Origin of the sequence: Sphingomonas aquatilis, from assembly GCF_014196115.1 — a bacterium.
Classification (GTDB): Bacteria; Pseudomonadota; Alphaproteobacteria; order Sphingomonadales; family Sphingomonadaceae; genus Sphingomonas; species Sphingomonas aquatilis.
Genome location: NZ_JACIDB010000001.1, coordinates 1,103,518 through 1,116,405, shown reverse-complemented (window position 1 = coordinate 1,116,405; position 12,888 = coordinate 1,103,518). Strand labels below are relative to the sequence as shown.

The following is a 12,888-nucleotide window of genomic DNA, read 5'->3' as shown; positions in this document are numbered from 1 at the left end:
CGGGCCTCACTCTGCGTTGCCAAGAACTTCCTGCAACGACCGGCTGGTATCCCAACGCTCGCCCGCTGGCGTCGGATCATCGGCGAAGCGTACCTTCACCTGGGCGTCGATCCCGGCAGCGCGCAGCGGCATGGCGAAGCTGGTCTCCACCGCGCGGCGCGTCGCATCGCGGGCGAGCTTCATCGGAGCAGCGTCGCGCGCCTGCCGCACCAGTTCGGCCTGCCCGGCCCGCCGGTTGGCCGTATCGAGTTGCGCCTCGGCATCGGTGACGTGCGACAGGATGCCGCCGCTGCCATATTCGCGCAGCTGCGCCAGATCGATCTGCGGCCCGTCGATCTCCACCGGCGGCAGGCGCACCGACAGCGTCTTGGTGCCAGCGTCCCAGATAACGTCGGAGGGCGTCAGCTTGGCGAGGTCCACTTCGTAGCGAACGGTGCCCGGCATGATCAGCGTCTTTTCGGTCGACAGGCCAAGCTGCGACTGGCGTGAGGTAGAGACGGCGACGAAGCGCGCCGCGAAGGCCGACAGCCGGTTCTGTTCGCGCAATCCCTGCAGGCTGGCGCTGGCGACCGTGGTGGGATCGGGCGCGAGCCGCCGTTCGACATAGCGCTGGATCGCCCACAGGCCGAGCAGCACCGCGAGCGCCAGCAGGACGATAACGCCCGCGGCCTTGCCCAGAAACGATCCGATCGATCCGCGGGCCGGCGGCGTTGCGGGATCGATCACGCGCGGATCCGCCATGCGTCTCCCTCCTCCTCCACCAGTGCGCGATCGCGCAGGTCGTACAGATGCGCGAGCACCGATCGCTCCGCCGCGCCGAGCAGCCGTGGGTCGAGCCCGACGTACATGCGCGCGGTCATCGCCGGGATGGCCATCGGGGCTTCGCGGAGCAGGCGCAGGATCTGCCCTTCGCGCTGCTTGCGATGGCCGAGCATGCCGCGCACCAGCCGCTGCGGATTGTCCACCGCCTCACCATGGCCCGGATAATAGACGCGATCGTCGCGACCCATCAGCTTGTCGAGGCTCGCCATATAGTCGCCCATGTCGCCATCGGGCGGCGAGACGACACTGGTCGCCCAGCCCATCACATGATCGCCCGAAAACAGCGCGCCGCTTTCGGGCAACGCATAGGCGAGATGGTTGGAGGTATGTCCGGGCGTCGCGATGGCGCGCAATGTCCAGCCATCGCCGCTGACGGTGTCGCCCTCCTCCAGCACGCGATCGGGCGCGTAATCGGCGTCGAAGGCGGCATCCAAAGGCAGGGCATCGTCCGCGACATGGTGCGCGCGGGGGCCGACGATCGGCGCGCCGGTGGTGGCGGCGAGCGGCCGGCTGGCGGGGCTGTGATCGCGATGATGATGCGTGATGACGATCGCCGTCACGGGCCGGCCGGCGACAACGTCCAGCAGGGCGGCGATATGCGCGGGATCATCGGGACCCGGATCGATGATCGCAAGATCGGTGGTGCCGACGACGTGCGTCTGCGTGCCGCTATACGTGTAGGGCGAGGCGTTGGGCGCGAGCACGCGGGTGACGAGCGGCTCGAGCCGGATCGGGATTCCGGTCGGATGCGCGGGCATTGTCCATGGATGTGGCGTGCGGTGGCCCTGGGCGCAAGCAAAACCTCCCCACGCGGGACCGTGCGCGGGGAGGTTCGAGGCCGGTATCGGATCGGGACGTCAGTCCTTGCCGATATCCGCCATCTCGTTGCGCAGCTCGACCAGCGCGTCATCAATATCTTTCAGGGCGGAGGCGCGATCGGCGGGCGGGATGCTGGCGTTATTGGCGATGCTGGCGCGCGTCACCATGACGCTCGACAGCGCCGTTTGCAGCGCGTCGCGCTTGTAGTGAAGCATCACACCCGCCTTGGCAGTCGCATAGGCACCGGCCGCTGCAGCGGACGCCGATGCCGCCTCGATGCGATTATTGCACACGATCATCGCGCGCTTGCCGTTCCTGACCGTCTGGATCACGAACTTGCGCGGGTTGCCATCGACGCCGTCGGTGCAGTTGCGCGACGTCACCTCGGGCGTGTTCGCCTGTGCGTCGGCCACCATCCTCTCGATCGCGGCGTCATCGAAATGGCCGTTAATGTCGGAGGTGAAGGTCGCCGTCTTGCCGTCTTTCTCCGTCTTAATCACGACGCGGCGCGCCTTTGCGGGAACGGGCGGTGCGGCAGGCGCGTCGGGCGCCTCGAGAGCCGGTGGAGGCGCCGGCACGGCCGCGATCGCCGCCACATCGGGCGCGGTAGCGGGTGCCGGGTGCGCGGGAGCGACGGGAGGGGCCGGCGGCGCCGGCGGCTGCGCTTGCAGATCGACGCCGATCGTATCGCCCACCTTGCCGCTGATCGCCTTGGCAGCGCTGGTGCCCGAGGCGGTGAGACCAAGGCCGGTAAGGACGACGGCGGACATCAGCACGCCCCCGGTCGCGAGACGCCGACGCGAACGCGGCATGGTGGTCAGCATACGGATTCTCCCCTTCAGATCGTCGATGGTGTGCAGGTGGCAGGCGGCGGACACGGCCCCGCCGTGCGCGGCCTTCACGATGGCGCAGGCATAGGCGTGACGGTCGATGGCGGAGCGGCCGGCGAGTACGCGGGCGTCGTTGGCCAGCTCCTGATCGGCGCGGAAGGCGCGGAAGGCGCGCCAGGCGACGGGATTGAACCAGTGGAGCGCAAGCACCGCCAGGGCGATCCAGTTGGCGATCAGATCGCCGCGCTGGTGGTGGCCGATCTCATGCTCCAGCGCGAGTTCGCGCTCGTCGGCATCGTAGCGATCGGCGAAGTCGAGCGGGAAGGCGACATAGCGGCGGAGCACGCCGAAGGCGAGTGGCCCGGGCGCCGCATCGCTGGCGATCACGCGCACGCCTCGCATCTCCTCGACGTGCGCGGCGGTGCCGAGCAGGCGACGGCAGAAGCGCGTATGGCTCGTGAGATGCCACAGCAGGAAACCGAGCGCGCCGACGCCCCACAGCAGCGCCAGCGTTCCACCGACGATCGGGCCCCAGGCGATCGGCGCACCTTCGGCCAGTGGTGCGACGGCGGGCGCGACCGCGGTGGCGCCCTGCCCCACGACCATGATCGTGATCGTCTCGCTCGCCTGGCTGAGCGGGGTGGCTGCCGCCTGCCGCAGGCCTGCCGGCAAGGGCGGCAGCAACAGGCGGAGCAGTGGCAAGGCCCACAGCGCATAGGCGATCTGCGGCCCGAATGCCTCCCGAACCGGGCGGCGGATCAGCAGCGCTAGCCCCATCAATAGCGTGGAGGCGGCCAGCGCCTCGATGAGCCAGCCGAGGAACGGCGCGCCGGGCAGCAGCGCGCTCATTGTTTCAGGTCCTTCAGCAGCGCCTCGATTTCGGCGATATCCTGCGCGCTCAATTCGTCACGCTCGGCGAGGTGGGCGACGAGCGGGGTCAGCTTGCCGCCGAAGAGACGGTCGATCAGCCGCTTCGATTCGCCGGACACGTAATCGTCGCGCGCAACGATCGGGCGGTAGAGATACCGGCGGCCATCCTCCTGATGCGCGATCGCGGATTTGGCGAGCAGCCGGCCGAGCAGTGTCTTGACCGTATTGGCGCTCCAGCCCCGCGCCGGATCGACCCGCTCCGCCACGTCCTGCGCAGTCAGCGGCGATTCGTCCCACAGGACCTCCATCACCGCATGCTCGGCATCGCTGATTCGTTCGGCCACGGTTACGCTCCTCTATCGACTACAGCTGTGATCGCTCCGATTACGAGCGTAGTCAATAGGGGACGTGGCGGGTCCAAACCGCGAGAGGCGACGGTGCGCGGCGCTTGTCGAAGAATTTTACAGCTGCGTCTACGAGCCTAGTGGCGTTAACCAAGCAGGTGCAGCCATTTTCGTCGGTTGGCGCAATTGGCACGCCGGATGCTTATGTCAGGGCAGCCGAGCGTTCGACGCTTCAGCAGGGTGGGCCAGCCGCGGGATCGTATCACGTACCGGCCCACCCGCACCCGGCCGACGTGGCCACGCGAGGCCGATCCTCTCTTACCGGACCGCCAGACCGCTAGCGAACCTAGCGCACAACAGCCACAAAAACAGAAAGGCGGACGCCATACGGCGCCCGCCCGATGCCCGATCTCGCCGGGCAGGCATCGAAGCCCGCGCTTACTGCGCGGCGGCTTCGCCCTTCAGCAGCGTCGCCAGTTCGCCGCTTTCGTACATTTCCATCATGATGTCTGACCCGCCGATGAATTCGCCGCCGGCATAGAGCTGCGGGATCGTCGGCCAATCCGAATAGGCCTTGATACCCTGGCGGATCGCCTGGTCCTGCAGCACGTCGACGCTTTCGTAGCTGACGCCGAGATGGTCGAGGATTGCCACCGCACGGCTGGAAAAGCCGCACTGCGGGAACAGCGGGCTGCCCTTCATGAACAGCACCACGGCGTTGTTCTTAACGACGGCGTCGATGCGGGCGTGGGTATCGTCGGTCATGGTCTCTATCCTCAGGCTGCTGCGGTCTTGAGTTGCAGCGCATGGAGTTCGCCGCCCATCCGGCCGCCGAGCGCCGCATAGACCGCCTGATGCTGCTGGCGCAGCGGCAGGCCCGCGAAGCTCGCCGACACGACGCGTGCGGCATAATGGTCTCCGTCGCCGGCAAGATCGGTGATCTCGACCTCGGCATCGGGAATGGCGGCGCGGATCAGCGCGGCGATATCGTCAGCGGCCATCGGCATCGCGGTACTTACTCCGGCTGCATCAACTGGCGACGCGCTTCGATCGCCTTGTCGGCGAGTGCGCGGCGCACGGTGGCATCGTCGGTCTCGACACGCGCGGCGGTGAGGTCACCCAGCAACTTGCGAACCACGTCTTCATCGCCCGCTTCCTCGAAATCCGCCTGCACGACCGACTTCGCGTAGGAATCCGTTTCCTCCGGCGTCAAACCCATCAATTCCGCGGCCCACTGGCCCAGCAGACGGTTGCGGCGCGCGGTGATGCGAAATGCCATTTCTTCGGCGCGGGCGAACTGCCCTTCCAATGCCTTTTCCCGATCGTCGAACATCGTCATCGCGGCCATTTCCCCCGGGTCGGTCTACTTCGGTCTCCACATAGGAGCGGGTGACCGCCCGCGCAACGCACGCTGCTGTGCCGCACGATCAGCCCTCGAGACGGGACATGCAAAATAAGTAAAACGTAACGCCTACGTTATGGAACCGTTAAGCGGGTTATGAGATATTGAATATAGGGTACGACGTAAAGATCGACCCGCTGGAGAAGGACAATGACCAACGCGCCTCTCATCGCCGGCACACATTCCGGCACTCACGACCACCGCGCCACGCCGCTGACCGGCGTAATGATCGGCACGGGGATCTCGCTCTTCTTGTGGGCGATGATCCTGGCTGTCGTATTCGCGGTACGCTAACCGCCCCGCCCGGTGGCCGAGGTCAACCGACCTCGACCACCAGTTTGCCGATCGCCCCGCGTGCGGCCATCTTGGCGATCGCATCGCCACCCCGTTCGAACGCAAAGGTTTCCGTGACGCGCGGCGCGATGCGCCCCTCCCGCCACAAACGGAACAAAGTGTCGACATGCGCAGCATTCGCCTGCGGATCACGGGCAGCGAACGCGCCCCAGAACACGCCGCAGACATCGCAGCTCTTCAGCAGAGTGAGATTGAGCGGCAGCTTTGGAATACCCGCCGGGAAACCGACGACCAGATAGCGCCCTTCCCAGGCGATCGAGCGCAGCGCCGGCTCGGCATAGTCACCGCCCACCGGATCGTAGATCACATCGAAGCCGCCGCGGCCGCCCGCCGCCTTGAATTGTTCGGCGAGCGCCTTGGACTGATCCTTATCGAACGGCGCGCGGCCATAGAGGATCGTTTCGTCCGCGCCCGCAGCCTTGGCAGCCGCTGCTTTTTCCTCCGACGACACCGCCGCGACGACCCGCGCGCCATAGGCCTTGCCGAGTTCGATCGCCGCAAGGCCGACGCCGCCGGCCGCGCCAAGCACGAGCAGCGACTGCCCTTCCGCCAAGCGTCCGCGGTCGAGCAGCGCATGGATGGTGGTGGCGTAGGTAAGGATCAGTGCCGCGCCCTCGGCGAAGCTACGGTCTTCGGGCAAGCGGTAGAGGCGCTGCGGCTCGGTGGCGATCTTGGTCGCAAGGCCGCCGTGGCCGATCACGCCCATCGCGCGATCGCCGACCTGCCAGTCGGTGACACCCTCGCCCAGCGCCTCGATCACGCCCGCGATCTCACCACCGGGTGCAAACGGGCGCTGCGGCTTGAACTGATATTTGTCCTCGATGATCAGGACATCGGGATAGTTGATCGCGCAGGCCTTCACCGCGACCAGCACCTGCCCCTTGGCAGGTACGGGATCCGGCGATTCCGTCAGCTCTAGAGTTTCAGGTCCGCCCGGCGCCTTCGACAGCAATGCTCGCATACCCGCTCCTACTCCCGATCCAGGGGCGGCTCTGCTCGACCGCACCTTCGAATTTCGAAATCGCGGTATCTCTTGCCAGTGTCAGACCGACTTCGTCCAGCCCCTCCATCAGGCAACGGCGACGAAACGGGTCGAGTTCGAAGGTGAAGCGATCCTGATAGGGGGTCGTGACCGTCATCGTCTCAAGATCGACGGTAATCGGCTGCTCCTTCGCCACCTCGACCAGCCGGTCGACCGCTTGCTGCGGCAGCACTACCGGGACGATGCCGTTCTTAAAGGCGTTGCCGGAGAAGATGTCGGAGAAACTGGGCGCGATGACGGCTTTTACGCCCATGTCGGCGAGCGCCCAGGCGGCGTGTTCGCGGCTCGATCCGCAGCCGAAATTGTCGCCGGCGATCAGGACCGGCGCGCCGGCATAGCGGGGATCGTCGAAGACGTTACCCGGCTGCGCGCGCACCGTTTCGAATGCGCCGCGGCCGAGCCCGGAGCGCGTGATGGTTTTCAGCCAATGCGCTGGGATGATGATGTCGGTGTCGATATTCTTGGCACCCCAGGGATAGGCGGTGCCACTGACGGTCGTGACGGGCTGCATCGGCGTCAGCGCTGGGTCGCGGCCGGATGGGTGAGCACACGCGCACCGGCGACATAGGCGGCGACGCCGCTCATCATCGCGCCCGCGACCAGCAACACCAGAACCTTCTTCATCATCGTCCTCCCATCACATCGCGCACATCGGCGAGCCGTCCCATGACTGCGGCAGCAGCCGCCATTGCCGGCGACAACAAATGAGTCCGCGCGCCAGGTCCTTGACGTCCCACGAAATTTCTATTGGAGGTGGAGGCACAGCGCTCGCCCGCGGGCACCTTGTCCGGGTTCATCGCGAGGCACATGGAACAGCCCGGCTCGCGCCATTCGAAGCCCGCCGAGACGAACACGCGGTCGAGGCCCTCCGCCTCCGCCTGCCGCTTAACCAGCCCCGATCCGGGCACGACCATTGCGCGCACGCCATCCGCGACGCGGCGTCCGTCCGCCACCGCCGCGGCGGCGCGCAGATCCTCGATTCGGCTGTTGGTGCAGCTGCCGATGAAGACGTGCTGGATCGCGACGTCCTGCATCGCGGTGCCCGGCGTCAGGCCCATATAGTCCAGGCTGCGTCGCGCCGCCTCGCGCTTGGCGGGATCGGCGAAGCTGTCGGGTTCGGGGACGACGCCGGTGATCGGCACAACATCCTCGGGGCTCGTACCCCAGGTGAGCGATGGTGCGATCTCACTGGCGTGGAGGGTGACGCTCTTGTCGTAGCGCGCGCCGGCATCGGTCGCGAGGCTGCGCCACCAGGCCACCGCCCGATCCCACTCGTCGCCCTTGGGCGCCATCGGCCGGCCCTTCAGATAGGCGAAGGTCGTGTCGTCCGGCGCGACGAGGCCGGCACGCGCACCGCCCTCGATCGACATATTGGCGAGCGTCATCCGCCCCTCGATCGACATGTCGCGCACGACGTCACCGGTATATTCGAAGACGTGGCCGGTGCCGCCCGCCGCGCCGACGCGGCCCATGATCGCGAGGATCACGTCCTTGGGGCTGACGCCATAGCCGAGCGTGCCGTCGACGCGGACCTCCATCGTCTTCGACGGGCTGAGCAGCAGCGTCTGCGTGGCGAGGACATGCTCGACCTCGCTGGTGCCGATCCCGAAGGCTAGCGCGCCGAGCGCACCGTGGGTCGACGTGTGGCTGTCGCCGCAGACCAGCGTCGTGCCGGGCAGCGTGAAGCCCAGCTCCGGGCCAACGACATGGACGATGCCCTGCTCCGCCGCGGTCGCATCGATGTAATCGACACCGAATTCTGCGGTGTTGCGGCGGAGCGCGTCGAGCTGCTGCGCGCTTTCGGGGTCGGCGATCGGGATCAGGCGCCCGCTGGCATCGACGCGCGGCGTCGTCGGCAGATTGTGGTCGGGCACCGCCAACGTCAGCTCCGGGCGACGGACGCGGCGCCCGGCGGCGCGCAGCCCCTCGAATGCCTGCGGGCTGGTGACTTCGTGGACGAGGTGGCGGTCGATGTAGATCAGGCACGTGCCATCGTCGCGCGTTTCGACGACGTGCGCGTTCCAGATCTTTTCGTACAGGGTCTGTGGTCGGGATGCCATGATGGCGCTCGCGTTAACCGAAACGATGCGTCGGCGAAAGGCTGTGCGACAGATTATTGCCGGGAGGATCGCCTATTTACGATGGTCCGCCGTTATCGTCCCGCAGGCGCGAATATCCGCCTCATGCGCCTGCTCACGCCAGGTCTCGGTCAGCGCCACCGCTTCCCAGCGAAGGACGTCGGGATGCGCCAGGATCGTAGCGACCCAGCGCTGCCCCGCCTCACCCACGTCGATCCCATAGGTGCGCACGCGAAAGGCGACAGGCGCGTAGAAGGCGTCAACCGCGGTGAAGGCCTCGCCGCCCAGCCAGGGACCACCGAACCGCTCGAGCCCCTCGTCCCACAGCTCGGCAATCCGCGCGACATCGCGCGCCAGAGCGGCGGAACCCGGCTTGGGATCGGCGCGCACCCCGACGTTCATCGTCCGCTCGTTGCGCAACGCTGCAAACCCGCCGTGCATCTCCGCGACCGCGCTCTGCGCCCAGGCGCGCGCATCCTCGTGCGCCGGCCAGACACCCTCGTGCCGATCGGCGAGGTACATCACGATGCCGAGCGAGTCCCAGATCGTGCGGTCGCCGTCGATTAGGACCGGCACCTGACCGGTCGGCGAGAAGGCGCGGAACGCCTGCCAGCTGTCGGCCTGCGCGAAGGGTTCGATCCGATCCTCGAACGGAATGCCGAGCGCCATCATCAACAGCCAAGGCCGCAGCGACCAGCTGGAATAATTGCGGTTGGCGGTGATCAACGTATAGCTCATGGCACCCTCCCCGTCCCCAACATCCGATCCAGGAACGCGACGCTGTCGTGCAGCACCGGCGCCTTGCCGCGGAACGGCACCGAGAGCGCCATGACGACGTCCTCGTGGCTGAGGCCGCTATAGTTGCGTAGCTCCACCGGCGCACCCGCCGCTTGCAACCGCTGCGCCAACGCGATGGCGTTGCGCGGCTTCACTTGCGTGTCGGCGCTGCCCGTCACCAGCAGCATGGGCGGCAATCCGGGGCGGGCATAGTGGACCGGCTGTGTTGCGGGGCCATCAACTACGCCTGTGAAAGCGTCGATCGATCGCTTCGAATCGAACGGGAAGAAGTCGTACGGGCCACACAGCCCCACCACCGCCTTGATCGTATCGGGCGCCAGACCGACGTCGCGCAGCCAGCGTGGGTCGATCGCCAGCATCACCGCATTATAGGCGCCGGCCGAATGACCCGCGACCGCGATCCGCTCCGGATCGCCGCCGTATTGCGCGACGTGATCATGCACCCAGCGCAGCGCATCGGCGCCGTCCTGAACGAAGGCCGGGAAGCGCACGCCCGGCACCTTGCGATAATCGGGCACCACCACGACGAAGCCTGCCTTGGCGAAGGCGCGTGCGGCGAAGGCATAGGCGGCACGGTCGCCATTCACCCAGCCGCCGCCATAGATGAAGATCACGACGGGCCGCCGGCTCGCTGCCCCGCTGGGCCGCCACACGTCGAGCGTCTGCCCGTGCGACCCGAACGGCACGCCGTCCGCGACCCGCTCGACCCCGCGGCCACCGCCCATCACGCCATCAGCTATACTCAGCCATCGCGGCCCGGACACGGTCGCGTAGAGGATGCCGACGATCAGCCCGATCAACCCGATCCCGATCAGCCAGCGCATCGTCCCTCCTCAGGCGTCCGGGCGCAGCGTGCCGATCGTTACAGCGCCACCTGATAAGCAGCCGTCGTCTTGGCCGCGACCTCGTCAGCGGTCACGCCGGGTGCGAGTTCGACCAGCTGGAAGCGCGAATCGTGATCGGGCCGCCGGAAGACGGCGAGGTCGGTGACGATCATGTCGACGACGTTCTTGCCCGTCAGCGGCAGCGTGCAGGCGGGGATGAACTTCGGGCTGCCATCCTTGGCATTGTGGTCCATCACGACGATGATCTGCTTGACGCCGGCGACGAGGTCCATCGCGCCGCCCATTCCCTTGATCATCTTGCCGGGGATCATCCAGTTGGCGATGTCGCCACCCTCGCTGACCTCCATCGCGCCCAGCACGGTCAGGTCGATATGCCCGCCGCGGATCATCGCGAAGCTTTGTTCGCTGCCGAAATAGGCGGATTGCGGCAGTTCGCTGATCGTCTGCTTGCCGGCGTTGATCAGATCGGGATCGACCTCGTCGTCATAGGGGAACGGTCCGATGCCGAGCATGCCGTTCTCGCTCTGCAGCGTCACGGTCATGCCGGCGGGGATGTTGTTGGCGACCAGCGTCGGGATGCCGATGCCGAGGTTGACGTAATAGCCGTCACGCAGTTCCTGCGCGGCGCGTGCCGCCATCTGATTGCGGTCCCAAGCCATTAATGCACATCCCTGTTGGCGGTGATGGAGATCGGATCGGTCGTGGGCGCAGCGCGCTCGGCATCCAGCCCTTCCCAGATGCGCGCGAGCGCTGCCTCCTCGTCGATGTTCACCGCACGGGCATAGGCCCTGGCGGCGTGGCGGACGCAATCGACCATGGCGAGGCCGAAGGCGAAGGGATCCGGCCCGATCGGCACCGGATTGACGAAGCAGGTGACGGGGCCGTCCTGCTTGGCCCAGACGCGCAGGAATTCGGCACTGCCGCCGATCATGTCGGCGTAGCGATCGAGGTTCATCGGAACGGGCTTGTCGCTCATCGCGCACCCCCGTCGACCCAGCGCTTGTCGGCCGGGAAGACCTCGTCGAAGCCGCCCTTCAGCCCGGTGCCGTAGACGGGATTGGGCAGGACGAACCAGCCATTGCCCCACATCTCGCCGATCGCGCCCGCATCCGTGGCGCGACGACGGTCCGCCGGAGAGGCGATCGCACCGAACAGGTCGCTGAAATCGCCGAGCTGATCGCCCGCCATCGCGACGACGCAATAGCGCTGCGCAATCGCGGCGCGGCGTGCGTCCTTGCCGTTGATGCCCTGGCGCAGGAACAGATTGTCCCCCGGCGTGAAGTCACCGAGACCGGCAGCCTTCAGCGTGGCGACCGTGCCCGGCGCGGTGGAGGCATCGCGATTGGTGTTGATGATGATCGCGATGTTGGCGGCGCGCAGCGCGGCGAAGGCCTCGATCGCGCCGGGAGCCGCCACGACGGCCTTGGCGCCCGTCCGCTCCCATCGCGCCCATTGCGCGGCATCGAAGGGGGCGGCGGGATCGCGTGCCGCCAATGCCTCGACCCCGAGATTGAGGATCACGGTTTCGTCCGCGTCGAACACGGCCGCGCGCGGCTTGCCGGAGCAGGCGGTCCAGCTCGGCGCGGCGAGCGTGGCGTTGGGTGCGAGGACGACGCTGTCGCCCGCCGCCTTGCGATAGGTGGCGTAGGAAACGAGCGCGCGGAACGCCTGCCGGCTGAGCGCCAGCGCTTCGCCCGAACCGTAGAGGAACTGGAACTGCGGCGGGACGACGGCCGTATCGGCGCCGACGGCAGAGCCCGGCGCTGGCAGCGCCTTAAGCCGGGTGATCTGCACGACCTTGCCGTCGGCGGTGTAGGTCTGCCCCGGCGCGGGCAGCGTCGCCACGCGTTCGCCGCGCCCGCCACAGGCCGTCAGCAGCGCCGTGGTGGCCAGCGCGAGGACCAAACGGCGCATCATGCGCTCTCCCGCTCGCGGACGGTGCGGAACTCGATCTTCTTGTCGTAAGGGCTGCCGACGATCATCCGCTTCACGTAGATGCCGGGCAGATGGATGTGATCGGGGTCGAGGCTGCCGACCGGCACCACCTCTTCGACCTCGGCGACGCAGATCCTGCCGGCGGTGGCCATCGGCTGGTTGAAGTTGCGCGCGGTCTTGCGGAAGATGAGGTTGCCGCTTTCGTCCGCCTTCCACCCCTTGATGATGCTGAGGTCGGCGCGGATGCCGCGTTCGAGGATGTAATCCTGTCCGTCGAAGGTCTTCACCTCCTTGCCCTCGGCCACCAGCGTGCCGACGCCGGTCTTGGTGTAGAAGCCGGGGATGCCCGCGCCCCCTGCCCGGCAGCGTTCGGCGAGCGTGCCCTGCGGGCAGAACTCCACCTCCAGCTCGCCGGAAAGATACTGACGCTCGAACTCCTTGTTTTCGCCGACGTAGCTCGAGATCATCTTCTTGACCTGGCGGCTGCGCAGCAGCTTGCCGAGGCCTTCGCCGTCGATGCCGGCATTGTTGCTGGCGATCGTCAGATCCTTGACGCCCGAGGCCTGGATCGCGTCGATCAGCCGTTCGGGAATGCCGCACAGGCCGAAGCCGCCGGCGCAGATCGTCATGCCGTCATGCAGCAGGCCTTCGAGGGCCGCGGCGGCATCGGGATAGAGCTTCTTCAACGCCTCTCTCCTGTCGTTGCCGCGGCGATAGCGGGGCCGACGGCGCGGGGTCAAGCAAACCTG

17 protein-coding genes are annotated in these 12,888 nt (G+C 67.2%); 1 reads left to right on the top strand and 16 read right to left on the bottom strand.

The window, feature by feature from the left end; all coding sequences use genetic code 11:
• Window positions 1-6: 6 nt before the first annotated feature.
• The 7 genes from GGR47_RS05175 to GGR47_RS05145 all read right to left on the bottom strand — a co-directional run bounded on the left by GGR47_RS05175 (window position 7) and on the right by GGR47_RS05145 (window position 5,024).
• Window positions 7-741, bottom strand: a complete 735-nt coding sequence (locus GGR47_RS05175) for a DUF4230 domain-containing protein (RefSeq protein WP_147035467.1) — start codon at window positions 739-741, stop codon at window positions 7-9.
• Window positions 723-1,580, bottom strand: a complete 858-nt coding sequence (locus tag GGR47_RS05170) for an MBL fold metallo-hydrolase (protein ID WP_147035469.1) — start codon at window positions 1,578-1,580, stop codon at window positions 723-725. The genes GGR47_RS05175 and GGR47_RS05170 overlap by 19 nt, the downstream gene beginning before the upstream one ends.
• Window positions 1,581-1,679: 99 nt before the next feature.
• Window positions 1,680-3,320 (bottom strand): M56 family metallopeptidase, encoded by a 1,641-nt coding sequence (locus tag GGR47_RS05165; protein WP_147035471.1) that lies wholly within the window; start codon window positions 3,318-3,320, stop codon window positions 1,680-1,682.
• A complete protein-coding gene (locus GGR47_RS05160) occupies window positions 3,317-3,685 on the bottom strand; it encodes a BlaI/MecI/CopY family transcriptional regulator (protein WP_017978332.1) in 369 nt (122 codons plus the stop codon). The genes GGR47_RS05165 and GGR47_RS05160 overlap by 4 nt, the downstream gene beginning before the upstream one ends.
• Window positions 3,686-4,123: 438 nt before the next feature.
• Window positions 4,124-4,450 carry a Grx4 family monothiol glutaredoxin gene (gene grxD, locus GGR47_RS05155; RefSeq protein WP_017978331.1) on the bottom strand — a complete coding sequence of 109 codons (327 nt, stop codon included), beginning with the start codon at window positions 4,448-4,450 and terminating at the stop codon, window positions 4,124-4,126.
• Window positions 4,451-4,461: 11 nt separating this feature from the next.
• Window positions 4,462-4,692 (bottom strand): BolA family protein, encoded by a 231-nt coding sequence (locus tag GGR47_RS05150; RefSeq protein WP_020486447.1) that lies wholly within the window; start codon window positions 4,690-4,692, stop codon window positions 4,462-4,464.
• Between the two features lie 8 nt (window positions 4,693-4,700).
• Window positions 4,701-5,024 (bottom strand): DUF1476 domain-containing protein, encoded by a 324-nt coding sequence (locus tag GGR47_RS05145; protein ID WP_024310502.1) that lies wholly within the window; start codon window positions 5,022-5,024, stop codon window positions 4,701-4,703.
• A gap of 213 nt (window positions 5,025-5,237) precedes the next feature.
• On the opposite strand from GGR47_RS05145, the gene GGR47_RS05140 reads away from it, so the two are divergent.
• Window positions 5,238-5,381 carry a hypothetical protein gene (locus tag GGR47_RS05140; protein ID WP_167509711.1) on the top strand — a complete coding sequence of 48 codons (144 nt, stop codon included), beginning with the start codon at window positions 5,238-5,240 and terminating at the stop codon, window positions 5,379-5,381.
• A gap of 22 nt (window positions 5,382-5,403) precedes the next feature.
• Here GGR47_RS05140 and GGR47_RS05135 read toward each other — a convergent pair whose 3' ends face one another.
• The 9 genes from GGR47_RS05135 to GGR47_RS05095 all read right to left on the bottom strand — a co-directional run bounded on the left by GGR47_RS05135 (window position 5,404) and on the right by GGR47_RS05095 (window position 12,825).
• The gene (locus GGR47_RS05135) at window positions 5,404-6,402 is read right to left on the bottom strand and encodes an NADPH:quinone oxidoreductase family protein (RefSeq protein WP_183949445.1); all 999 of its coding nucleotides are present in this window, start codon (window positions 6,400-6,402) and stop codon (window positions 5,404-5,406) included.
• On the bottom strand, window positions 6,365-6,994 hold the full coding sequence (gene leuD / locus GGR47_RS05130; RefSeq protein WP_147035472.1) for a 3-isopropylmalate dehydratase small subunit: 630 nt from the start codon (window positions 6,992-6,994) through the stop codon (window positions 6,365-6,367). The genes GGR47_RS05135 and leuD overlap by 38 nt, the downstream gene beginning before the upstream one ends.
• A gap of 112 nt (window positions 6,995-7,106) precedes the next feature.
• Window positions 7,107-8,543 (bottom strand): 3-isopropylmalate dehydratase large subunit, encoded by a 1,437-nt coding sequence (gene leuC / locus GGR47_RS05125; RefSeq protein ID WP_147035473.1) that lies wholly within the window; start codon window positions 8,541-8,543, stop codon window positions 7,107-7,109.
• A gap of 72 nt (window positions 8,544-8,615) precedes the next feature.
• Window positions 8,616-9,299, bottom strand: a complete 684-nt coding sequence (locus GGR47_RS05120; protein ID WP_147035474.1) for a glutathione S-transferase family protein — start codon at window positions 9,297-9,299, stop codon at window positions 8,616-8,618.
• The gene (locus GGR47_RS05115) at window positions 9,296-10,183 is read right to left on the bottom strand and encodes an alpha/beta hydrolase (protein ID WP_147035475.1); all 888 of its coding nucleotides are present in this window, start codon (window positions 10,181-10,183) and stop codon (window positions 9,296-9,298) included. The genes GGR47_RS05120 and GGR47_RS05115 overlap by 4 nt, the downstream gene beginning before the upstream one ends.
• A gap of 38 nt (window positions 10,184-10,221) precedes the next feature.
• Complete coding sequence (locus GGR47_RS05110; RefSeq protein ID WP_063688462.1) at window positions 10,222-10,863, bottom strand: CoA transferase subunit B; 642 nt, start codon at window positions 10,861-10,863, stop codon at window positions 10,222-10,224.
• Complete coding sequence (locus GGR47_RS05105; RefSeq protein ID WP_020486446.1) at window positions 10,863-11,180, bottom strand: DUF5076 domain-containing protein; 318 nt, start codon at window positions 11,178-11,180, stop codon at window positions 10,863-10,865. The genes GGR47_RS05110 and GGR47_RS05105 overlap by 1 nt, the downstream gene beginning before the upstream one ends.
• Window positions 11,177-12,121, bottom strand: a complete 945-nt coding sequence (locus GGR47_RS05100; RefSeq protein ID WP_147035476.1) for an HAD family acid phosphatase — start codon at window positions 12,119-12,121, stop codon at window positions 11,177-11,179. Before GGR47_RS05100 ends, GGR47_RS05105 begins: the two co-directional genes overlap by 4 nt.
• Window positions 12,118-12,825, bottom strand: coding sequence for a CoA transferase subunit A (locus tag GGR47_RS05095; protein ID WP_147035477.1), 708 nt, complete (start codon window positions 12,823-12,825; stop codon window positions 12,118-12,120). The genes GGR47_RS05100 and GGR47_RS05095 overlap by 4 nt, the downstream gene beginning before the upstream one ends.
• Between the last annotated feature and the right edge of the window lie 63 nt (window positions 12,826-12,888).